The organism is Flavobacterium tiangeerense (assembly GCF_007830355.1).
GTDB lineage: Bacteria > Bacteroidota > Bacteroidia > Flavobacteriales > Flavobacteriaceae > Flavobacterium > Flavobacterium tiangeerense.
Map to the genome: position 1 here is coordinate 66,487 of NZ_VLKO01000004.1, position 21,794 is coordinate 88,280.

The 21,794-nt window shown below is 32.5% G+C and carries 21 protein-coding genes; 10 read left to right on the forward strand and 11 right to left on the reverse strand.

Translation table 11 applies throughout. The annotated features are described in order from the left end of the window. Positions 1–104: 104 nt before the first annotated feature. Both IQ05_RS05110 and IQ05_RS05115 read right to left on the reverse strand, forming a co-directional pair. Positions 105–521 (reverse strand): thiol-disulfide oxidoreductase DCC family protein, encoded by a 417-nt coding sequence (locus IQ05_RS05110; RefSeq protein WP_144890695.1) that lies wholly within the window; start codon positions 519–521, stop codon positions 105–107. 70 nt (positions 522–591) lie between these two features. Next, positions 592–2,757, reverse strand: coding sequence for an endonuclease MutS2 (locus IQ05_RS05115; protein ID WP_144890697.1), 2,166 nt, complete (start codon positions 2,755–2,757; stop codon positions 592–594). A 147-nt stretch (positions 2,758–2,904) separates the two neighbouring features. On the opposite strand from IQ05_RS05115, the gene ung reads away from it, so the two are divergent. After that, the gene (gene ung / locus IQ05_RS05120; protein WP_144890699.1) at positions 2,905–3,585 is read left to right on the forward strand and encodes a uracil-DNA glycosylase; all 681 of its coding nucleotides are present in this window, start codon (positions 2,905–2,907) and stop codon (positions 3,583–3,585) included. 163 nt (positions 3,586–3,748) lie between these two features. Here ung and IQ05_RS05125 read toward each other — a convergent pair whose 3' ends face one another. From IQ05_RS05125 to porX, 5 genes are all read right to left on the reverse strand, one after another. After that, positions 3,749–4,123 (reverse strand): DUF4258 domain-containing protein, encoded by a 375-nt coding sequence (locus IQ05_RS05125; protein WP_144890701.1) that lies wholly within the window; start codon positions 4,121–4,123, stop codon positions 3,749–3,751. A gap of 35 nt (positions 4,124–4,158) precedes the next feature. Further along, positions 4,159–5,358 carry an alanine dehydrogenase gene (locus IQ05_RS05130; RefSeq protein WP_167496929.1) on the reverse strand — a complete coding sequence of 400 codons (1,200 nt, stop codon included), beginning with the start codon at positions 5,356–5,358 and terminating at the stop codon, positions 4,159–4,161. Between the two features lie 81 nt (positions 5,359–5,439). Further along, positions 5,440–5,913, reverse strand: coding sequence for a GNAT family N-acetyltransferase (locus IQ05_RS05135; RefSeq protein WP_144890703.1), 474 nt, complete (start codon positions 5,911–5,913; stop codon positions 5,440–5,442). Between the two features lie 6 nt (positions 5,914–5,919). Continuing rightward, a complete protein-coding gene (gene tsaE, locus IQ05_RS05140) occupies positions 5,920–6,327 on the reverse strand; it encodes a tRNA (adenosine(37)-N6)-threonylcarbamoyltransferase complex ATPase subunit type 1 TsaE (protein WP_144890705.1) in 408 nt (135 codons plus the stop codon). Between the two features lie 72 nt (positions 6,328–6,399). Then, positions 6,400–7,980 (reverse strand): T9SS response regulator signal transducer PorX, encoded by a 1,581-nt coding sequence (gene porX, locus IQ05_RS05145; protein WP_144890707.1) that lies wholly within the window; start codon positions 7,978–7,980, stop codon positions 6,400–6,402. Between the two features lie 485 nt (positions 7,981–8,465). Here porX and IQ05_RS05150 point away from each other — a divergent pair, with 485 nt between their 5' ends. The 4 genes from IQ05_RS05150 to kdsB all read left to right on the forward strand — a co-directional run bounded on the left by IQ05_RS05150 (position 8,466) and on the right by kdsB (position 12,078). Further along, positions 8,466–8,747 carry a hypothetical protein gene (locus IQ05_RS05150; RefSeq protein WP_144890709.1) on the forward strand — a complete coding sequence of 94 codons (282 nt, stop codon included), beginning with the start codon at positions 8,466–8,468 and terminating at the stop codon, positions 8,745–8,747. Between the two features lie 151 nt (positions 8,748–8,898). Further along, on the forward strand, positions 8,899–10,320 hold the full coding sequence (locus IQ05_RS05155) for an ATP-dependent DNA helicase (RefSeq protein ID WP_144890711.1): 1,422 nt from the start codon (positions 8,899–8,901) through the stop codon (positions 10,318–10,320). A 98-nt stretch (positions 10,321–10,418) separates the two neighbouring features. Next, positions 10,419–11,249: a 4,5-DOPA-extradiol-dioxygenase gene (gene ygiD / locus IQ05_RS05160; RefSeq protein ID WP_144890713.1), complete on the forward strand. Its 831-nt coding sequence runs from the start codon at positions 10,419–10,421 to the stop codon at positions 11,247–11,249. 103 nt (positions 11,250–11,352) lie between these two features. Further along, positions 11,353–12,078: a 3-deoxy-manno-octulosonate cytidylyltransferase gene (gene kdsB / locus IQ05_RS05165; protein WP_144890714.1), complete on the forward strand. Its 726-nt coding sequence runs from the start codon at positions 11,353–11,355 to the stop codon at positions 12,076–12,078. Between the two features lie 12 nt (positions 12,079–12,090). Here kdsB and IQ05_RS05170 read toward each other — a convergent pair whose 3' ends face one another. Beyond that, positions 12,091–12,756, reverse strand: a complete 666-nt coding sequence (locus IQ05_RS05170) for a spermidine synthase (protein ID WP_144890716.1) — start codon at positions 12,754–12,756, stop codon at positions 12,091–12,093. Between the two features lie 61 nt (positions 12,757–12,817). Here IQ05_RS05170 and IQ05_RS05175 point away from each other — a divergent pair, with 61 nt between their 5' ends. Then, the gene (locus IQ05_RS05175) at positions 12,818–13,369 is read left to right on the forward strand and encodes a 1-acyl-sn-glycerol-3-phosphate acyltransferase (RefSeq protein WP_144890718.1); all 552 of its coding nucleotides are present in this window, start codon (positions 12,818–12,820) and stop codon (positions 13,367–13,369) included. Positions 13,370–13,447: 78 nt separating this feature from the next. Here IQ05_RS05175 and IQ05_RS05180 read toward each other — a convergent pair whose 3' ends face one another. Continuing rightward, complete coding sequence (locus tag IQ05_RS05180; RefSeq protein ID WP_144890720.1) at positions 13,448–13,918, reverse strand: helix-turn-helix domain-containing protein; 471 nt, start codon at positions 13,916–13,918, stop codon at positions 13,448–13,450. 310 nt (positions 13,919–14,228) lie between these two features. On the opposite strand from IQ05_RS05180, the gene IQ05_RS05185 reads away from it, so the two are divergent. From IQ05_RS05185 to IQ05_RS05200, 4 genes are all read left to right on the forward strand, one after another. Next, positions 14,229–15,383 carry a M14 family metallopeptidase gene (locus tag IQ05_RS05185; protein ID WP_144890722.1) on the forward strand — a complete coding sequence of 385 codons (1,155 nt, stop codon included), beginning with the start codon at positions 14,229–14,231 and terminating at the stop codon, positions 15,381–15,383. Between the two features lie 76 nt (positions 15,384–15,459). Next, positions 15,460–15,939 carry an Lrp/AsnC family transcriptional regulator gene (locus IQ05_RS05190; RefSeq protein ID WP_072943262.1) on the forward strand — a complete coding sequence of 160 codons (480 nt, stop codon included), beginning with the start codon at positions 15,460–15,462 and terminating at the stop codon, positions 15,937–15,939. A gap of 87 nt (positions 15,940–16,026) precedes the next feature. Further along, positions 16,027–18,612 carry a phosphoenolpyruvate carboxylase gene (locus IQ05_RS05195; protein ID WP_144890724.1) on the forward strand — a complete coding sequence of 862 codons (2,586 nt, stop codon included), beginning with the start codon at positions 16,027–16,029 and terminating at the stop codon, positions 18,610–18,612. Between the two features lie 11 nt (positions 18,613–18,623). Further along, the gene (locus IQ05_RS05200) at positions 18,624–19,139 is read left to right on the forward strand and encodes a DinB family protein (protein WP_144890727.1); all 516 of its coding nucleotides are present in this window, start codon (positions 18,624–18,626) and stop codon (positions 19,137–19,139) included. A 4-nt stretch (positions 19,140–19,143) separates the two neighbouring features. Here the strand turns inward: IQ05_RS05200 and IQ05_RS05205 are convergent, their stop codons facing one another. Beyond that, complete coding sequence (locus IQ05_RS05205) at positions 19,144–19,617, reverse strand: DNA-deoxyinosine glycosylase (RefSeq protein ID WP_144890729.1); 474 nt, start codon at positions 19,615–19,617, stop codon at positions 19,144–19,146. 8 nt (positions 19,618–19,625) lie between these two features. Then, a complete protein-coding gene (gene recQ, locus IQ05_RS05210; protein ID WP_144890731.1) occupies positions 19,626–21,737 on the reverse strand; it encodes a DNA helicase RecQ in 2,112 nt (703 codons plus the stop codon). Positions 21,738–21,794: the final 57 nt, after the last annotated feature.

Here is a 21,794-nt window from a genome sequence, read left to right on the forward strand (position 1 = left end):
GGCTGTCTATTTGGACAGCCTTTTTCATGATAATATATATTTAAGTAATTAATTAAATAAAGCTAAGTAACTTATTTAAAATGAAATGATAACGAGATACTATTTTAATTTAAAAATTTTGATTTAAGAGCCTCTGTAGGTATCATACAACTTTCTTTTTTACCGTACCATTTGTATCTGTTTTTAGCAACAAAATCATAAGCAAGATTACTAAATGAAATAGGGAGTAATCCCAAAATGCGGGCTAAAGAGAATACTCCTCCTAATTCCTTGGCAATTTCTAATGCTGCTTCTGCTTTGTAATAATAAGCAACTCCTGGATGATATAAGATGATACTATCCATTTTTTGAGAATCAATTCCTAAATAATTAGTGATCTCTTGCCCTAAAGTAGATTGTAAAGCTACAAACCTAAAAATATCTTTTGTATCATGCTTAATAATAAGTTGTACCGAGGTATCACACAAATTGCAAACACCATCAAAGAGTATTATTTTCTTATTTTCTGGAAGATTTTGCATGTTGAAAAATCAGTTAAATTAGATTACTAAAAAGAATTATAGAGTGTTTTTTGTATTTTTTAGCTAGTATTTACTTTTTTCCTGCCTCGACAAATTCTAAAACATCTAAACTTGCTTTTGAAGTAAAAACACCATAATTGACTGTGGCTTTGTTTTTTTCGATACTATCAATCGTACCAATGGCTTTTCCATCAAACATACGCACACGATCACCTACTTTTAGAACTGGTTTCGGCTTTTCAACCACTATTTTTTGTTTTTTCTCTTTCTTCTCCTTTCGGATTTCTTCCACCTGAACGGTTACTTCCTGGATGACTTCTTTCTTTTTTTCAATTTGCGCTTTTGTCTCTTTAGCAGTAGCTTTTTTACGCTTGGAATTTTCAATTTCAATAATTTTCAAAAACTCACCCAGTAATTCTTTTTTATTTCTGTTGTTGAAATACTTTTCAGAAATATCTTCAATCTTTTGTCCAATATAAATGGTCTTTTGATTGCTGTCGTACAACTCTTGATAACTTTCCAGTTTTTGCTTGATTTTTACATTGATAGTTTCCATTTTTTTGCCCTCTTCACGTGCTTTGCTTTCTTCTTCTTTTAACGTTTGCGACGTTTTTTCAAGTTTAGAGCGTTCCTTTTGTAAGGTGGCAATGGTTTTATCAAATCGGACTTTCCCAACTTCAATTTTCTTTTTGGCGCGATTAATCAAGCTAAAAGGAATTCCGTTTTTGAGTGCAACCTCAAATGTAAATGAACTTCCCGCCTGACCGAGCACTAATTTATATAATGGTTCGAGTGTTTTTTCGTCAAAAAGCATGTTGGCATTCGTAGCAAAAGGCAATTCATTTGCAAGAATTTTCAAGTTCGAATAATGGGTTGTGATAATACCAAAAGCTTCTCTATGGTAGAATTCCTCTAAGAAAATTTCAGCCAAAGCACCTCCTAATTCAGGATCTGATCCGGTACCAAATTCATCAATTAAAAACATAGTTTTTCTGTTGCATTTTTTCAGAAAGTAATTCATGTTTTTTAATCGATAGCTATATGTACTTAAATGATTTTCAATAGATTGATTGTCACCAATATCCGTAAGGATTCTGTCAAATAAAAAGGTTTCACTGCGCTCGTGTACAGGAATTAACATACCAGATTGCAACATCAATTGCAATAAACCAACTGTTTTTAATGAGATGGTTTTTCCACCAGCATTAGGTCCCGAAATAACAATAATTCTATTTTCTTGTCCTAACTCAATGGTTTGTGGATGTGTTATTTCGTTTTTTTGTTTGTTATTTAAATACAAAATAGGATGAAAAGCATCTCTAAAATACAATCTGCGATCTTCAGTAATAGTTGGAAGAATTCCGTTTATTTTATTGGCATATTTGGCTTTTGCAGCAATAACATCAATGTCACTTAAGAAATCTTGATATTCAACCAATAAAGGCAAAAAAGGTCTGATTTGATTGGATAAAAGCTTTAAAATTCGGGTTATTTCCTCTTTTTCTTCATACTCTAGATTGCTCAATTCTCTGGAATATTGCAAAGTTGCTTCGGGTTCAATATACGCAATACTACCCGTTTTTGAACTTCCCATGATAGAACCTTTTACCTTACGGCGGTACATGGCTAGAACAGCCAAAACTCTTCTATTTTGTACAAAACTCTCTCTAATGTCATCCAAGTAACCCAACGAATTATAATGCGTAAGTGCTGTCCCAAAACTCTGATTCACTTTTCCGCGCACTGCATTCATGCTCCGACGGATATTCAATAAATCTGGAGAAGCATTGTCTTTTATTTCACCGTATTTATCAACCACATCGTCAATCATAGTGATGATGTCTTTGGTCAATTCTACTTGATTAGCTCTAAGATTTAAGTTTGGATAGTAGTCTTCGAATTTTTTTAAAAATTGCAATAAAAAATTTACGGTACTCGAAAGGTTTGCAATTTTTCTAAAACTACCTACTTCAAGAAAACTATCTTCAATAGCAAGAAATTTGATCTCGTGTGATATGGCTTCAAAACCATGATTTGGGATGGCGTTGTTATTTTGAAAAGACGAAACATACTCTGAGGTTTGCAATAAAGCTTGCATCAAAGTTTCTTTGTCTTTAAAAGGAGTTATTTCAAGTGCTTTTTCTTTTCCAATATCAGTATTGCAAATAGAAGATATTGTTTCTAGTACAGTTGGAAATTGTAAATCTTGTAATGTTTTTTCGGTAATGGAGATCATTTATAGTTCAGTCTTTTGAACTACAAAAATAGCTAATAGTTAAGACTATTTAACAGACTTTCACAAAGAATTAAATAATGTTTATAGCGTTTTACAGAGCTAGATTTCGTGGAATTCAAAGTATATTTGTGTTTTTAACGAAATCAAATGAAATACGATTTAGACCCGTCCTGGGAAGAAATTTTAAAAGAAGAAATAACTAGGCCATACTTTGAAGAATTGATGCGCCATGTGGCTTCAGAATACGAACAACATACTTGTTTTCCTCCGAAAGAATTGATTTTTGAGGCTTTCAACCAATGTTCTTTTGATACTGTAAAAGTGGTAATTATTGGCCAAGATCCTTATCATGGAGTGGGCGAGGCTAATGGTCTATGTTTTTCAGTGGCTGATGGGGTGCGCATACCACCATCATTAAGAAATATTTTCAGAGAAATGAGTGACGATTTAGGAACGGTTTTTTTGCCTACATCAGGTAACTTAGAGTCGTGGGCTCAACAAGGTGTTTTGTTGCTCAATGCTACTTTAACAGTGAGACAAGATAGCCCTAATAGTCATAAGCATTTAAAATGGAGTCAGTTTACTGATGCTATAATTGAATTCATTAATTCTAAAAAAGAAGGTATTGTATTTGTACTTTGGGGCAGTTTTGCTCAAAAAAAAGGAGTGAAAATAGACCGAAACAAACATTTAGTTTTAACATCGGGTCATCCATCGCCATTGAGTGCTAATCAAGGGAAATGGTTTGGCAACAAGCATTTTAGTCAAGTGAATGATTACCTTGAAGCGAATAATAAAAAAGCTATCGTTTGGAATACCGATAATTAGTCTAAGTCAAGATGTTTAATGTTTATAAGTCGTTTTGCGTGACTGATGGTAGTGGAGCTCTTTTTAGGCGGGCTTTTTTGCCCGACTAGAAAAGCGGGAACGTACAGCAGGACCCGAAGCTTTTGCGTAGGGGCACGCCCAAAAAATGAATATGCTGAGAAAATTATTTTTTGATGATATCTTCTAGTACAGCTTTATCACTGTAATTGATGATTTTTAAAACAACTTCTTGATTTTTGATTGTTTTGCCTTCAATGGTGTACATTTTTCCTTTTTTTACAATTAGGTTACTGTTGTCAAAATCAACATCACCATATTGCAATGAGTTTTTTATATCAGCGGTATCAATCCATTTTTGCGCTAGTATTGCAGATGCTTTATCAGAGTAATAGAAAGGTTTGTTTCTCAAGTCATTTAAGACTCTAGCATTTGGAAAATAGTTACAACGGGTGTCTTTCCCACTGAAAACTAGGGCTACAAAAAAAAGTCCGATTATTAAACCAACTAAATAATAGGCAAAACGCTGAAAAAATTTCATAAAATATTTTTGTGCAAAGGTACTTGAAAAATTTCTTAAAAAACTATTAAATTTATATCGCTATGAGGCAAGTCAAACCAGTCTGCAATGGCGCTATTGGTGTGGATACCGTGGTACATATAAACTCCATTTTTTAGGCCTTTATCACAACGGATGGCGCGTTCAATGCCACCATCTTCGGCAATTTTCATTAAGTAGGGTGAAATAATATTGCTAATGGACAAGGAAGCTGTTTTTGAGTAACGAGACGGAATGTTAGGTACGCAGTAATGCAATACATTACTCTTTATAAAAGTAGGTTTTTCATGTGAGGTAACTTCTGAAGTTTCAAAACAACCTCCAGTATCAATACTGACATCAACAATTACGGCACCATTTTTCATGTGTTCTACCATTGTTTCTGACACTACCACTGGACATCGGTCTTTTCCTTTCATGGCACCAATGGCTACATCACAACGTCTTAAAGCTTTTAAAAGTGCTTTTGGTTGAATGGTTGAAGTAAAAATGCGTTGGTTTAAATTGTTTTGTAATCTTCGCAATTTAGTAATAGAATTGTCAAAAACTTTGACACTGGCTCCAAGACCTATGGCTGTTTTTGCAGCAAATTCGCCTACAGTTCCAGCTCCTAGAATTACAACATCAGTAGGAGGGACACCTGTAATATTACCAAATAACAAGCCTTTTCCAAGGTCATTAGTAATCATTAATTCGGCAGCAATAAGAATAGAGGCAGTACCTGCTATTTCGCTTAATGATTTTACTGCAGGATAGGTTCCATCCTCATCTTTAATATATTCAAAAGCTAATGCAATAATTTTCTTTTTGGATAAAGCTTCAAAATATGCTTTTGTTCTCGTTTTTAGTTGAATGGCCGAAATTATAATCGTTTGAGGATTCATCATTTCAATTTCACTAAGTGTGGCAGGTTCAACTTTTAAAATCATGGGACATCCAAAAACTTTTTTGGTATCACTAGTTATTTCGGCACCAGCATTGCTGTATTCTTTGTCAGTATAACTAGAGCTTAACCCAGCACCAGCTTCAATCATCACGCGATGTCCTTGAAAAGTTAAGGAGTTTACGGCATCGGGTGTAAGGCAAATACGTCGTTCTTGAAAACTAGTTTCTTTTGGGATACCAATAAAAAGTTCACTTTTATGTCTAGCAATCTCTAGCTTTTCTTCTTGTGGTAAAAGCTGCTGTTTGGTGAATGGCGTAGTAGTAATTGACATTTTTTTATTATGAATTAAGCGTCCAATTTACGTAAATTTCACTAATTAAAGCACTACATTTTAGTAAATTAAAACTCAAATTTAAGCTATTATTTTTTCCATTTTGATATCGGCTCTTTCATAAATTCCTGATTCGAGTGGAATTTCAGTAAAGCCAAATTTCTCATATAAATGAATTGCTGATTTCAATTTTCTGTTGGAGTATAAAATGATTTTTTCTATTCCTTTTTCTTTTGCTATAGCAAAACAGTGTAAAATCAATTTTTTTCCTACACCCAATCCTTGCAATCTATCAGTTACTGCCATTTTACTCAACTCAAAACAGCTGTTGTCTATTTTGATTAAAGAAACGGTTCCAATTATTGCATTGTTGTACTTGGCATAAAAAATCATTCCCCCTTTGTCAATAATTTCTTTTTTAGGGTCCGAAAGTACAATTTCATCTTTAGGCTCTACCTTAAAATATTTCTGCAACCACTCTAAATTTAAATCCTTTATTGGCGCAGCCAAATTATCAGAAAAAGGAATTATAGTAACCAAGTTGTCTTGTAGCATACTTTTTTATGTCAAAGTTAATTTTCTAGTTCCATCTGTTAATGCAACGATCTGGATCACAGAGTGTGTTTCAGGAATTAAGTTTTCAATCTTTTCAGCCCATTCTATAAAACACCAATGCCCAGAGTACAAGTATTCATCAACACCCATATCTAGAGCTTCCTCTTCTTTATTTACTCTATAAAAATCAAAGTGATAAACCAGTTGATTTTGAGATGCTTCGTATTCATTAACTAAAGAAAAAGTTGGACTACTTGTAGCGCCTTGTACGCCTAATGATATACAAAGTTGCTTGATCAAAGTAGTTTTTCCAACACCCATTTCACCGTGAAAAAGTATGACTTTATTCGGGTTTTGGGCAATAATTTGTTGTGCTACTTCTTCTAGCTGATCAATAGAAAAAAGGATATCCATTCTGATAAAATTATTTAAAGTTGACAATTTAAGTTTTTGGTCTTAGACTGAAAACTGAGACTGATTGCTTTTTTACTTCGGATTAAAAACTAAAAACGGAATAATCATTTCTTCCAGAGAAATTCCTCCGTGTTGATACGTGTTTTTATAATAACTCACATAATGATTATAATTGTTAACGTAAGCTAAAAACAAATCACTTTTTGCAAAAATAAACGAACTACTCATATTAATAGCAGGTAAGCCAATATTTTTTGGATCTTTTACAGCATATACATCTTTGTATTCGTAAGTAAGGCTTCTGCCTGTTTTATATCTCAGATTTAGACTCGTATTTTTATCCCCCACAACCTTTGATGGGTTTTTTACATTTATAGTGCCATGGTCTGTGGTAATAATTAATTTGAAGCCCATTTTTTGTGCCTGTTGAATAATTTCTAGCAAAGGCGAATTTTTAAACCAGCTCAAAGTCAGGGAACGATAGGCTTTATCATCAGATGCTAATTCTTTCACTACGTCCATTTCTGTTTTGGCATGTGATAGCATATCCACAAAATTATAAACAATAGTAACCAAATCATTGTCTTTTAAAGCTTTGAAACTTTCAGATAATTTTTTACCGCCAGCAAGACTCGTAATTTTAAAATAATCTTCTTTAATAGTAAGTCCTAATCGCTTGATTTGTGCGGTCAAAAATTCGGCTTCAAATAAGTTTTTACCGCCTTCTTCTGGATCGTTTTTCCAGTATTGTGGGAACTGTTTTTCCATATCTAACGGCGTTAAACCCGAGAAGATTGCGTTCCTTGCATACTGCGTGGCAGTTGGTAAAATAGAGTAGTAGGGAACCTCTTTTTCTAATTTATAATAATTGCCTACCACCGTTTCAAAGGTTTTCCATTGGTCGTAGCGCAAGTTGTCAATCACAACAAATAAAATAGGCTTGTCTTTTTTCTTAAGTTCCGGCAAAACGAGCTCTTTAAATAAGGTATGCGATTGTATTGGTCGGTCGGCATCGGTAACACTTGTGACTTTTTTAGGCATCGGTGCAAACCAATCTTCATAATTTCGTTCTATAAACTTACCAAACTGCGAGTTGGCTTCTACTTTTTGAGATTCTAGAATTTGAATCATCCCTTGATCATCAATGTTTTCTAACTCAAGCTCCCAAAAAATCAATTTTTTGTACAATTCTATCCAATCTTCAAAGGAATTCACCATCCCCATTTCCATTGCTATTTTGCGAAACTCTTTTTGATAATCGAGTGTTGTCTTTTGAGAAATCAATCGCGAATGATCTAAGTTTTTCTTCAAACTCAGTAAAATTTGGTTTGGATTTACGGGTTTGATCAAATAATCTGCAATTTTAGACCCAATCGCCTCCTCCATGATATACTCTTCCTCACTTTTTGTAATCATGATCATAGGAATTGCTGATTTCTTTTCTTTCATTTCTGAAAGTGTTTCCAATCCGCTCATTCCAGGCATATTTTCATCCAAAAAAACGATGTCAAAATTGTTTTCTTCAAATATCGCAATTGCATCTAAGCCATTGTTACAGGTAGTAACTTCGTAGTTTTTCTTTTCTAGAAATAATATATGTGGTTTCAAAAGGTCAATTTCATCATCAACCCAAAGTATTTTTATCTTATCCATATGGTATGCAATTGGTGTGTATTACTCTAAATTTTTGTGCCAAATTACATTATTTAAAGTGTCAAGCGTGCTAATTTTATTATAATTTTTACTTTAAAATATTTGTTCCCTAAAAAAACTATTTAAAAATTTAAAACTACAAATAGGGCGTTACCTTTCCTTCGTAAACTTCGTCAGGTCAGGCTGTGCGCTGTATCTTTGCTTTTTTAAAGAAAAAAAGCAAAGGATGCCGCTTCCATCCTTAACGCTCATTAAACTACTATATGACATATTTGAATTAAAATTGTTTAAATACAATATGTAGACACTTTTTTTAGTTAATTGTATTGTAAAAATAAAGATTTTTATCCTAAACTTTAATAAAAAATTAGGACTACAAGTACGTTAATAGTACACTTTGTTTAGTAAATTGTAAGAACAAATAATTTTATTTTCAAAAACATTAAATATCACCCTAACTAATTGTTAATTAAAACAGTACTATCATGACCGAAGATTTTATAACTATCGACAAAGAAGCTATTGCTGCACTTAAATTCCCTAATACCGATGTTTTAGAGGATAACGACCAAATAAAAATGAGAATTAGCGAAGTCAACAGAGCGTTATCATTAGGAAACCTGGAACATTCTAAAATAAAAATATTTTTTGAAGATGTTGAATCAAAAAAAGTGGTGGATACTACGGTTTGGGCTGTAACGGACAAAAATATCATCTTGAAACAAGGAGTGATGATTCCTATTAACCGTATTCATAAACTATTTTAAAAAAAGAAGCTTTGCGAAACAAAATTTTTAAAATCTAAAACAAGATGCTATCAATTTTGTTTCGCGTTTCAATCAATATGTAAAAAGTTGTTGTAGTGTAAATGATAGTTAATATGTACCTTTGATACTTATTTATGCCAACAAAATCCCTATGAATTCCTCCTTGTTTTACAGTCTTTTACAGAGAAAATTTCCATATCAGCCCACTTACAAACAAGATGTTTTTTTTCAAAAAATAGCCATTTTTTTGACTGAAACAGAGAATAAGACCATTTTTGTACTCAAAGGATATGCAGGAACAGGAAAAACCACTGTAATCTCTACCATTGTTAACAGCTTAATAGACATTAATAAAAAATATGTTTTACTGGCTCCGACAGGTCGTGCAGCCAAGGTAATTGCTAATTATTCTGACAAACCTGCTTTTACCATTCATAAAAAAATCTATTTTCCTAAAAAATCTTCTGGTGGTGGCGTATCATTTACTTTACAACCCAACAAACACAAAAACACCATTTTCATCGTCGATGAAGCTTCCATGATTTCGGATACGAATTCGGATTCTAAGTTGTATGAAAACGGCTCCTTATTAGATGACTTGATTTCCTATGTTTATTCAGGAGCGAACTGCAAAATGATTTTATTAGGAGATACGGCTCAGTTGCCTCCGGTGAATTTGGATATCAGCCCAGCGCTTGATATTCGAACACTTGGTATGAATTACGATAAAGAAGTTGAACACATCGAATTGGACGAAGTCATGCGTCAAGAAGAAAATTCAGGAATTTTATTCAACGCCACAGAATTACGCGAAGTACTCAAAGAATCTTTTATAACTGATTTTAAATTCGACCTCAAAAAATTCAAAGATATTGTGCGCTTGACAGACGGCTACGATATTCAAGACGCCATCAACTCTGCCTACAGTAATTACAGCATTGAAGATACCGCATTTATTGTGCGCTCTAATAAAAGAGCCAATCAATACAACGAACAAATTCGAACCAAAATTCTCGATAAAGAGAGCGAGCTTTCTACAGGAGATTTTTTAATGGTGGTGAAGAACAATTATTTTTGGCTAAAGGATTCTGACCAGGCAGGTTTTATCGCCAATGGTGATATTATTGAAGTACTTGAAATTTTTAGCATCAAGGAGTTGTACAGCTTCAAATTTGCCAAAGTAAAAATAAGAATGGTGGATTATCCAGATCAAAAACCAATAGAAACTGTTTTGCTTTTAGATACCATCAAAAGCGAATCTCCTTCACTCACCTACGAAGAATCAAACCGACTCTATCAAGAAGTCTTGAAGGATTACGAGGGCGAAACTAAATTCAAACAATTCCAAAAAGTAAAAGCAAATGAATATTTTAATGGTTTGCAGGTGAAATTCTCCTACGCCATTACATGTCATAAATCACAAGGAGGGCAGTGGAATACTGTTTTTATAGAGCAACCTTATTTGCCAGATGGTGTTAACCGTGATTACATTAGATGGTTATACACCGCAATGACGCGTGCCAAAAACAAATTGTATTTAATTGGTTTTAAGGATGATAGTTTTGTAGAGTAAATCAAATAAACATTTAAGTCATGAAAGCTAAATTCAATAAAAAACTTTATTGATGTCATAAGATTTAAATCGTTCACTAATTATAAAATAGTTTAGTTATGAATTCATTAAACGATTTACATAAAATTTCAGGCTCTTTTTCAAACACCGAAAAAATGCCAGTTTTGTTTCTTGGTCATGGCAGTCCCATGAATGCCATTGAAGAAAATCAGTTTGTAACTGGATTTAGGAATTTAGCCAAATCCTTACCACAACCCAACGCTATTTTGTGTATTTCGGCGCATTGGTATACCAACGGAACCAAGGTTACAGCAATGGAAATGCCAAGAACTATTCACGATTTTGGAGGTTTTCCGCAAGCGTTATTTGACGTGCAATATCCTGCAAAAGGTAGTCCGGAATTAGCAGTAGAAACTAAACAATTATTGACGCCAGTCGCGGTTGAACTCGATGAACATTGGGGATTAGATCACGGTGCATGGAGTGTAATTAAACATTTATATCCACAGGCCAATGTTCCTGTAATTCAGCTAAGTATTGATTATACAAAACCTGCGCAATACCATTTTGATTTGGCACAAAAATTAAGTGCTTTACGTACCAAAGGAGTTTTAATTGTTGGTAGCGGTAACATTATTCACAATTTGAGATTAGTTGATTTTCCAAATTTAGATAAAGATAATTACGGTTACGATTGGGCAATAGAAGCTCGTGAAACTATCAACTCGCATTTATTAGACGGAAATTTTCAACCACTCTTAGATTTTGAAAACCAAAGTAAGGCGCTTCAATTAGCAATCCCAACTCCAGAACATTATTTGCCTTTGATTTATACTTTGGGTTTAAAAGGAAAACAAGAAGAACTCAGTTTGTTCAATGATAAGTTATTAGGAGGATCGTTGAGTATGACTTCAGTGAAAATAATGTAACATTGGCAAACCAAACCAATCAAAACCAATTCTAAAATAGCACGAAAATAATTTCATCCTTGGTTGCAATGATGTATTTTTGAACTCAAACTTTTTAAACCATATGAAGATAATAGCAGTCATTCCCGCACGATACGCCTCTACACGATTCCCCGCTAAACTAATGCAAGATCTTGGAGGGAAAACCGTAATACTAAGAACCTATCAAGCAGCCATAAACACGAAATTGTTTGATGATGTATTTGTAGTGACGGATTCCGATTTAATTTATGACGAAATTATTTCTAATGGTGGAAAAGCTATCCGAAGCATCAAAGAACATGAATCTGGAAGTGATCGAATTGCCGAAGCAGTCGAAAATCTAGATGTAGATATTGTGATTAATGTACAAGGTGACGAACCCTTTATTGATGCCGAACCGCTAGCAAAAGTTATTGAAGTTTTTAGAAACGATTTGGATAAAAAAGTAGATTTAGCATCCTTAATGCGCGAAATCACTAATCAAGAAGATATCAATAATCCAAATAATGTTAAGGTTGTAGTAGATCAAAACAGTTTTGCTTTGTATTTCTCCCGATCTGTAATTCCTTATCCACGAGAACAAAATGTAGGTGTTCGATACATGCAACATATTGGTATTTATGCTTTTAGAAAACAAGCTTTATTAGATTTTTACAGTTTACCAATGCAATCTTTGGAAGCATCCGAAAAACTAGAGCAATTGCGCTATCTTGAATTTGGCAAACGAATCAAAATGGTCGAGACCACACACGTAGGAATTGGGATTGATACTCTTGAAGATTTAGAAAAAGCTAGAAAAATGCTCTAAAATAACGAGTTACTACGCTAATTTTTCAATTACAATGAGTTCATTGTGAATTTCTATTCGGGGAATAGTTCTAATTTTAAATTGCGGATGGACGAAATCAGTAATATATTTTTTATTTCTACTGTTCTGATCATCGTTCAAAATCATGGTGTTGAATAGAATAAAACCTTTTGATTTAAGGAGGTAACAAAGCCTATTGGTAAAAAAGGTTTCGAATAAAAAATAAGGCATCGTAGTGTCTTGAAATATATCAATAATGATTAAATCGTATTTTTCTTTAGTTTTTAACACAAATTCAAAAGCGTCGTCGATTACAATTTCTAAATTTTCAACTTCATTCAATTTGAAATAGGTATTTGCAATATGAATAATTTCGGGATCTATCTCAACTCCCGTTAGTTTGCCTTTAAATTTCACTTCGTCTACTAATGTTTTAATAACGCTTCCTCCGGCAACACCTAGAATTAAGATGCGTTCCATTTTTACTATCTTTTCAAAACCAATACTTTTTAATCCGAGTCTTAAAATACGTTGTAAACTACCATAAGAGTAGTTCGCATTTTTTGAATCTAAAACCAATTCTCCATTTGCCCAAGTAACTTCAATTGAATGGCTAATGCTTGATTTTGTTTCAAAAATTTTAACAGGAATTAAATAGCTCAATATTTTTTTGATCATTACGAATGGTTTTAACCAAAAATAAGTTTTTTATCATTTATTTTGTCACAAAATCTAAGTAATGAAAAAAATAATATACCAATTCCTGTTTTTTAAACTAATGGGTTGGAAAATAGTAGGCGGAATAGATCCTAATTTTAAAAAGTGCGTCATGATGGTTATGCCACACACCAGCGCGCATGATTTTTACTTGGGCATTTTTACAAGAGGAATTACAGGACTTGAAATGAATTGGGTAGGTAAAAAAGAGTTGTTTCGTTTTCCACTCGGAATTTATTTTAGATATATGGGCGGGGAACCACTGGATAGGAGTGGAGGATTGAACAAAGTGGATTCAATAGCTGCAATATTTGATAAAAAAGATACTTTTAGATTGGCTGTGGCACCAGAAGGGACTCGTAAAAAAGTAAGTGAATTAAAAACAGGATTTTATTATATCGCTTTAAAAGCTAATGTTCCTATTGTTCCAGTTTCGTTTGATTTTGGGAGAAAACAAGTTCATTTAGGTCAACCGCTAAATCCGTCGGGCAATATAGAACAAGACTTAACAATTCTGAAAGAACACTACAAAGGAGTCTTGGGTAAAATTCCCGAAAATGGAATTCAATTCTAAAATTAAAATTTAGAAATTGATACAAGATTGAATGATCACAAAAGTAAATGCTTTTCTAGAGTTTCTGGAAAAGCATTTTTATTTTGGAGTATATTGTTTAAAGGTTCCGTTTTTATAAAAAATCATGATCGTTTCAATTTCTTCCTGATCTGAATGAGTTGTATTTTTCGCAGGAAATGGAATTTCTGAAATTATATTAGGAATAGGAGGTATAAAGTCAGTAAACAAATCGGCAGTGGAACTATTGCTTTTTATTTCAGTATCAAAATTGGAACTGTTTCTATTTTCTTTAATATTTAAATTATTTGTATCAACTTCTGACAATTTAGGAAAACTTCCTTTACCGTTTAGAATCCAATACAAATCAACTTCGGGAAAAACATCTAAAATTTTCAAGATAAAATCCAAACTTGGTTTGTTTCTTCCAGATAGGAGGTGTGACAAGCTAGAACGTTGTACACCTATTTTATCTGCAAATGAAGAGGCATTAAGTCCGTAATAATCCAATATAATTTCTAACCTTTTAATAAAATCTTCGATGTTTACCATTGTAAATTATATTTTAATTACATCTATTTACAAATGTAACAAATATAAGTGAATAAACAGTAAATTAGGTCTAAAAAGAATTTAAAATTACCATTTGTATTAAAGTAACAGTACTTTAAAAACAATATAAGTGCTTAATAATAAGTATTTTAATAATCGTAAACTAAAGTTAATCCTTTTGTTTACAAATATCTCTTATAGGAGTCTTTTTTGAGAAACAAAAGTGTTTACAATATTAAAAATAATTGTTTTTTATTTGTTTACAATTGTAATTTTAAAGATGTTTACTTTTGTAAATTAAATAGTAATTATGAATTTAGAAGCTTTACATAGTCACAACCTAGTACAATCACTTAAAGGGAAATACATAACGCTTGATCATATTGAGCACATATTAGCTGATTTGAATACTTCAGATGAATTGGCAATTATCGGTAAGTCCGTTTTAGATAAACCTATTTATTCCTATACAATTGGTAAGGGTAAAATTAAAATTTTCCTTTGGTCACAAATGCACGGGAATGAAAGTACTACTACAAAAGCATTGCTTGATTTTTTGTGTTTTTTAAAGAGTGATAACATTTTAGCGACGCAAATGCTAGATAGCATCACTTTTTTATGTTTACCGATGTTAAATCCTGATGGAGCGCAAGCGTACACTAGAGAAAATGCAAACGGTATTGATTTAAATAGAGATTCTCAACTTTTATCTCAGCCAGAAAGTAATATTTTAAGACAAGTGTTTGACGATTTTAAGCCCGATTATTGTTTTAACCTACATGATCAAAGAACCATTTTTGGAGTTGCTGATAGTGGTCAGCCTGCTACATTGTCATTTTTAGCTCCCTCTTTTAACGAAGCGCGTGAAATTAATGAATGTAGGTTAAAAGCAATATACTTAATTGCTACTATTAATGAGGGAATGCAGCAGTTTTTGCCGGGTCGAATAGGTAGATTTGACGATTCCTTTAATATCAACTGCATTGGCGATACTTTTCAGTTTTTAGGAGTTCCTACACTTTTATTCGAAGCTGGTCATTTTCCTAACGACTATAAAAGAGAATTATCACGAAAATTTGTTTTCATGTCTTTTATTTTAGGTTTTAAAGCGCTAAGCGAAAACGATATAGTTAGCAATGGAATCGATAAATATTTGAATATTCCTCAAAATAAGGTCGTTTTTTATGATTTTATTTATAAAAATGTCAAGATAAATTATGATGGTATTGAAAAAATAACGAATTTTGCAGCGCAATATAAAGAAGAAATTGTTGGTAATCAGCTGTTTTTTAATGCTTATTTTTCTAAAATAGACGAATTGGAAGATTATCATGGTCATTATGAGTATGATGCAAATGGTGCAAAATATTCTGACAACACAGGTTTTTTGCCTGTTTTGAATCAAAAAGCCGATTTTTATTTAGATAATAACATAAAATTTGTTAATGGAATGATAAATATTTAATATTTTTGTCTTTTTATTGTTTTTATGTATAATTTTATGCTTTGTTAAAGCAATTAATAATGTTAATTAGAGAGTTATGAGTAAATTTCGTTTAGATGAAGTAGATCACCAAATTTTAGATATGTTGATAGACAACACAAGAGTACCTTTTACAGATATCGCAAAGAAATTATTGATATCAGCAGGGACTGTTCATGTTAGGGTAAAAAAGATGGAGGATGCTGGGATAATAATGGGTTCATCACTTGTTCTGGATTATGATAAATTAGGGTATTCATTTATTGCTTACGTAGGTGTTTTCTTGAATAATACTTCTCAAACAAAATTTGTTTTAGAGCGCATTAATGAAATTCCATTTGTAACCGTAGCATCTGTAACTACTGGTAAGTTTAATATTTTTTGTAAAATTAGAGCCAAAGACACTAAACATGCTAAGGATGTTATTTTTATGATTGATGATATTGATGGCGTTTACCGTACAGAAACGATGATTTCCCTTGAAGAAAGCATCAATGATAAAAAGCGCTTAATGCATACCATATTCAAAAACATGTAATTCTTGAATGCGCTGTAATTAAATACAACCTCAAGTTTATTCTTGGGGTTTTTTTTATGAAAATTAACTAAACCAACTACACAAACTATGTATACTTTACCCAAAATAGAACGTTTTAATCAAGATGTTTTATCTAAATACCATATTTATAATAGTGTTTTTATAACACTACCTTTTCACTCTATAGATAATACAGGTGCTTTATTACCGCTTTTTACAGATATCTGTGATACTGGGTTTAAAAAACAAGAAACTCCTAAAGAAATTGTTGATTTCTTTTCAGAAAGGTATTTGCACAACGCAACAGAGCAAGAGAAAATTGACATTATGTTTCGTTTTATTCAATACATCGAACGACAAATAGTGCTTTTTGATGCCATTGAAGACGCTGCATTTCCGGTTGTGAACAACATGGAGGGAATTGGTTCTTTGCGAGATATCAAGGAAAAGTCCGACGCGAAAGACAATGAGGATGATTTAATTGAATTGTTGGAAAATTTCAATGTTAGAACAGTTTTAACGGCTCATCCTACTCAATTTTATCCTGGAGCAGTTCTTGGAATTATTAATGATCTTACAGAAGCCATTCGTAAAAATGATCTTCTTGATATCAAACAGTTATTAGCGCAATTAGGTAAAACTCCTTTTATTCAAAAAGATAAACCTAGTCCATTTGATGAAGCTGTGAGTTTGATTTGGTTTCTTGAAAACGTTTTTTATCAAACCTCTGGAGAGATTGTTCAGTACTTGCAAAAAAATATTTTCAATTCCTTATCCATAAAAAATCCTTTAATAAAATTAGGGTTTTGGCCAGGAGGTGACCGCGATGGCAATCCGTTTGTAACTACTGAGATTACTTTGAAGGTCGCTGAACGTCTAAGAACCTCTATTTTAAAATGTTATTACATCGAAATAAGAAATTTGAAAAGAAAGTTAACGTTCTCTGGTGTAGATACTTTGATTACGGAACTTGAACAAAAACTATATCGTTCTGTTTTTTATTCAAAAGGGGATATTTTTATAACTCTTGAAGATTTCAACACTCAATTATTAAAAATAAAACAAATTATTATTGAGCAGCACCAATCTTTATATTTGGACGAATTAGATGCTTTGCTAATTAAGTTGAACTTATTTGGTTTTCATTTTGCTACGTTAGACATTAGGCAAAACAGTAAAATTCATGATGCTGTTTTTAGTGATATCGTTGATCACTTTCACCGAATAGAATCGACTATTTTTCCAAAAAACTACAAGAATCTTTCTGAGACTGAAAAGATTTCAGCTTTGGAAACTATCAAAGGAAATGTAGACCCAAAAATATTTCAAAATGAAATTACCCAATCTACGTTAGAATCTATTAATGCTATTCGTATTATACAATCAAATAATGGTGAATTTGGAGCAAATCGTTATATCATTAGTAATAATGAAAGTGCGCTGAATGTTTTAGAAACTTTGGCAATGTTTCGATTAAGTAACTGGGAAAATCCTTCTGTTGATATTGTTCCTCTTTTTGAATCAGTTGATGATTTGCAAAATGCTGATGTAATAATGGAAAAATTATATACTAATACCATTTATGCTGAGCATTTGAAAAACAGGAGCAATAAGCAAACTATTATGCTAGGTTTTTCTGACGGGACTAAAGACGGTGGGTATTTAATGGCAAATTGGAGTATTTATAAAGCGAAGGAAATGCTTACTGAGATTTCGAGAAAATACAACATTAAAGTAATTTTCTTTGACGGTAGAGGCGGACCTCCAGCTCGTGGTGGAGGAAAAACGCATAAGTTTTACGCTTCATTAGGACCAAATATTGAGAACAATGAAATTCAAGTTACTGTTCAAGGTCAGACAATTAGTTCTAATTTTGGAACCTTAGACTCTTGTCGATACAATCTAGAAAACTTATTGAGTGCCGGAGTGAGTAATCAAGTTTTTGATAAAAATCAGAACGAATTATCCATTAGTGATAAGGATATTCTAAATCAGTTGGCAAATTTGGGTTACGATAAATATTTAAGTTTTAAAAATCATCCTCATTTTATTCCTTATTTGGAAGAAATGAGTACGCTTAAATATTATGCTAAGACTAATATAGGGAGTCGACCTGCAAAGAGAAGTAAGTCAGCTCAATTAGATTTTGCAGATTTACGTGCAATTCCGTTTGTAGGTTCTTGGAGTCAATTAAAGCAGAATGTACCTGGTTTTTTTGGAGTAGGTACAGCCTTAAAATACTTTGAAGATTCAAATCAGTGGGATAAAGTACAAGATTTATATGATAATTCGTTGTTCTTTAAAACATTGCTTGAAAACAGTATGATGTCACTGGCAAAATCATTTTTCCCTTTGACCGCTTACATGAAAAAAGATCCTAAATTTGGTCCTTTTTGGCAAATTATATATGATGAATTTTTAGAGACAAAACGATTATTATTAAAAATTGCTGGTCATAAAGAGTTGATGGAGAATTACCCTGATGGTAAAGCATCAATTCAAATAAGAGAACGTATTGTACTGCCATTGTTGACAATACAGCAATATGCATTATTAAGAATTAATGAATTGAATAAAGAATCGCAACCAGACGAAGCCTTAATAAAAGTATATGAGAAAATAGTAACCCGTTCTTTATTTGGAAATACAAACGCTAGTAGAAACTCAGCTTAAACAACACAGATATGAAATCAACACAATTACCAATTAATGAATATGCAGCCTTTTATGCTCCATACATACAAGCCTTAGGAGAGGTAGATCTTATTGAAGAATTAGAAATTTCATTACATGACTTTATTAAATTTGTTCAAAACATTCCTATGGATAAGTTTGACTACAGGTATGCTGATGGGAAATGGGATATAAAGGAAATTATTCAGCATGTAATTGATACGGAACGAATTTTTGCTTACAGAGCATTACGAATCTCTAGAAACGATCAAACGCCTTTGCCTGGTTTTGATGAAAACACCTATGTTATCAATACTGAGGCCACCAAAAGAAGCATTCAAGAATTACTTACAGAATTATCTGCAGTACGCCATTCTAATTTATTGTTTTTTAAAAGCTTAAGTTCAGATCAATTTCAAAGAATTGGAACTGCATCCAATTCAGCAATATCAGTTAGAGCAATTGGATTCATTATGATTGGTCATCAAAAACACCATCAAAAAGTTTTCGAAGAAAGATATTTATAGAATTTCAAAAACCTGTTGACCAAATTTTAAGCTTATTATCAAACGACATAGTATTTGCAGGACTTGTAGAAGGCATCACATAATAGGTGATGTCTTTTATTTGTCCAAATTTCTTCAAAAAGTACTTATGACTCTCTTTTCCGTTGAATACAATTGTTTTTATGGATGGAAATTGTGCAAATAAGGTTTCAAAATCATTTATTTCGTGATTCTTTATATGAACATCCAAACTTCCGTTTCTATCACAACTTTTTAAAACATCCCAAAGCCCAATGTTATTTGCTTGAAGCACTTGTATTTTTAGTTCAAATTCTTCAGTTGCAGGAAAACTATCTAATAGCGTAAACATTATTTTCCAAAAATGATTTCTTTGATGCGCATAATATTCTTGCTTTTCTAATGACGCAATTCCAGGCATAGTTCCTAAAATTAAAATTTTAGTTTGTGCATTTACAAAAGGTGGGAATGAATGAATCATATTAAATTTTAAAGTACTGAATTTTCTTTTTCTAAAATTGCCAATCCTAATCTGATTTTTCCGTAATCTAGTTTTTCTTCAAAGTAATCAAAATAAGGTTTCAATGTACTTGGTGCTTCTAGTTTCGTTTTGGCCACGGCAATTTCTATAACTTCATCATCAGATATAAATGGAGTTAAATCAATTTCCTTACCGTCAATAAAAAGTTTTGCAAGATGGGACATAATTGTACTTAAACCCAGTTTTCTTTTTTGTGCAATTTCTTCAACTGATAATCCTTGTTGGTATAGATCAAAAGTTTCTCTGTATGTTGTTGCCTCTTTTTTCTTTTTAACCCCTTTGACTTTTTGAAAATCAAGTATAGCTTGAATAAAGGCAACTCCGTATTTTTCTAATTTAGCTTTACCAACGCCATCTATGGCTAGTAATTCATTTTCACTAGTAGGCCTTTCGGTTTCCATTTGGCGTAAAGCTGCATCACTAAAAATCACATAGGCTGGAACTGATTCTTCTTTAGAAATTTCGTAGCGCAATTTCCTTAAATTTTCAAAAAGAGAATTTGCTACAGTTTTGCTTTTACTTACTTTAGTTTCTTGCTTCTCTACATTTATTTTTTGAACAGCAGTTAATTGTACCTTTTCATTATCGAATAATACTTTTTTTGCTAAAGTGGTAAGTCTAATCTTGTTCTGCTTATGAAATGCAATTTCACAATATCCCAAATTGATTAGCTGAATTAAGTATTGGTTCCAATCGTACCAAGATTGGTCAGAACCCACACCATAGGTTTTCAAATTTTGGTATTCTTTTTCAAAAATATAAGCATTTTTGGATCCTCTTAAAAAATCAATAATTACGGGTAAAGGCTCTAATTCTTGCAATCGAACTATAGCAGAAAGTGCTTTTTGAGCCAGAACAGTTCCGTCAAAAAATAATGGTGGATTTTTACAAATATCACAATTTCCACAATTTTCGGATACTAATTCTCCAAAATAGGATAAGAGGATTTTTCTTCGGCAACTGAGTGCATCAGCATATTGCTTCATACGCTCCAGTTTTGCCAATTGTACTTCAGCGTTTAATCCTTGTGATGCAAATTTTTGAAGCTGAATAACGTCTCCGTAACTTTCAAACATAACTGTTTCAGATGGCAAACCATCTCTTCCTGCACGACCAATTTCTTGATAATATCCTTCAATATTTTTAGGTAAATTGTAGTGAATAACCCAGCGAACATTTGATTTGTCAATACCCATACCAAATGCAACAGTAGCGCAAATGATATTGCAATCATCATTTATAAATTCATCTTGCGTTTTAGAACGAACGGAGCTATCTAAACCTGCATGATAAGCTTTAGCATGAATACCGTTTTTTTGAAGTTTTTCCGCCAGTTCCTCAGTTGTTTTCCTGCTCAAGCAGTAAATTATTCCGGCTTCATTTGGTTTATCTTGAATAAATTCTATTATTTGCTGCACCCGATCAAGTGCGGGACGAACCTCTAAACTTAAATTTTTTCTGTCAAAAGAAGCTACAAATAACTGAGGATTTTTTAAATTCAACTGATTGCTAATGTCTTTTCGAGTTGCTTTATCAGCCGTGGCGGTCAAGGCCAAAATAGGAGTGGACGGAAACCTGTTTTTTAAATAACCCAAATTAGTATAAGCAGGTCTAAAGTCATGCCCCCACGATGAAATACAATGAGCTTCATCAATCGCAATCAAACTAATAGTTAAAGTATTAAAGAGATTGTCTAAAAAAGACAAGCTTTCAGGTGCAACATAAACTAGTTTAATAGTATTTGATTGTAAACGTTCTGTATAAAAATTCCTTTCACTTTCTGTTTGACTGCTATTGATAAAGCAAGCTTCAATTCCATTAGCTCTTAAACTGTCCACTTGATCTTTCATCAAAGCGATCAAAGGTGATATAACGATTGTAATCCCCGGAAAAAGTAGCGCCGGTAATTGAAAACAAATAGATTTTCCGCCACCTGTAGGCATAATGGCAAGTGTATCTTGTCCTGAAAGAATGCTATTAATTATGTCTTCTTGATTAGGTCTAAATTTTTCAAATCCAAAATTTTCTTTCAATTTGGCGTGTAAAATTTCTTGAGTCATGGTTGGTTTTACCTATTTATACAAAAAAGGAACTCGTTTTAGGAGTTCCTTTTTTTA

Excerpts from the sequence above, each read along its gene's own strand:
- IQ05_RS05110 (WP_144890695.1), bottom strand. The coding sequence starts at position 521 with ATGCAAAATCTTCCAGAAAATAAGAAAATAATACTCTTTGATGGTGTT.
- IQ05_RS05115 (WP_144890697.1), bottom strand. The coding sequence starts at position 2,757 with ATGATCTCCATTACCGAAAAAACATTACAAGATTTACAATTTCCAACT.
- ung (WP_144890699.1), top strand. The coding sequence starts at position 2,905 with ATGAAATACGATTTAGACCCGTCCTGGGAAGAAATTTTAAAAGAAGAA.
- IQ05_RS05125 (WP_144890701.1), bottom strand. The coding sequence starts at position 4,123 with ATGAAATTTTTTCAGCGTTTTGCCTATTATTTAGTTGGTTTAATAATC.
- IQ05_RS05130 (WP_167496929.1), bottom strand. The coding sequence starts at position 5,358 with ATGTCAATTACTACTACGCCATTCACCAAACAGCAGCTTTTACCACAA.
- IQ05_RS05135 (WP_144890703.1), bottom strand. The coding sequence starts at position 5,913 with ATGCTACAAGACAACTTGGTTACTATAATTCCTTTTTCTGATAATTTG.
- tsaE (WP_144890705.1), bottom strand. The coding sequence starts at position 6,327 with ATGGATATCCTTTTTTCTATTGATCAGCTAGAAGAAGTAGCACAACAA.
- porX (WP_144890707.1), bottom strand. The coding sequence starts at position 7,980 with ATGGATAAGATAAAAATACTTTGGGTTGATGATGAAATTGACCTTTTG.
- IQ05_RS05150 (WP_144890709.1), top strand. The coding sequence starts at position 8,466 with ATGACCGAAGATTTTATAACTATCGACAAAGAAGCTATTGCTGCACTT.
- IQ05_RS05155 (WP_144890711.1), top strand. The coding sequence starts at position 8,899 with ATGAATTCCTCCTTGTTTTACAGTCTTTTACAGAGAAAATTTCCATAT.
- ygiD (WP_144890713.1), top strand. The coding sequence starts at position 10,419 with ATGAATTCATTAAACGATTTACATAAAATTTCAGGCTCTTTTTCAAAC.
- kdsB (WP_144890714.1), top strand. The coding sequence starts at position 11,353 with ATGAAGATAATAGCAGTCATTCCCGCACGATACGCCTCTACACGATTC.
- IQ05_RS05170 (WP_144890716.1), bottom strand. The coding sequence starts at position 12,756 with ATGATCAAAAAAATATTGAGCTATTTAATTCCTGTTAAAATTTTTGAA.
- IQ05_RS05175 (WP_144890718.1), top strand. The coding sequence starts at position 12,818 with ATGAAAAAAATAATATACCAATTCCTGTTTTTTAAACTAATGGGTTGG.
- IQ05_RS05180 (WP_144890720.1), bottom strand. The coding sequence starts at position 13,918 with ATGGTAAACATCGAAGATTTTATTAAAAGGTTAGAAATTATATTGGAT.
- IQ05_RS05185 (WP_144890722.1), top strand. The coding sequence starts at position 14,229 with ATGAATTTAGAAGCTTTACATAGTCACAACCTAGTACAATCACTTAAA.
- IQ05_RS05190 (WP_072943262.1), top strand. The coding sequence starts at position 15,460 with ATGAGTAAATTTCGTTTAGATGAAGTAGATCACCAAATTTTAGATATG.
- IQ05_RS05195 (WP_144890724.1), top strand. The coding sequence starts at position 16,027 with ATGTATACTTTACCCAAAATAGAACGTTTTAATCAAGATGTTTTATCT.
- IQ05_RS05200 (WP_144890727.1), top strand. The coding sequence starts at position 18,624 with ATGAAATCAACACAATTACCAATTAATGAATATGCAGCCTTTTATGCT.
- IQ05_RS05205 (WP_144890729.1), bottom strand. The coding sequence starts at position 19,617 with ATGATTCATTCATTCCCACCTTTTGTAAATGCACAAACTAAAATTTTA.
- recQ (WP_144890731.1), bottom strand. The coding sequence starts at position 21,737 with ATGACTCAAGAAATTTTACACGCCAAATTGAAAGAAAATTTTGGATTT.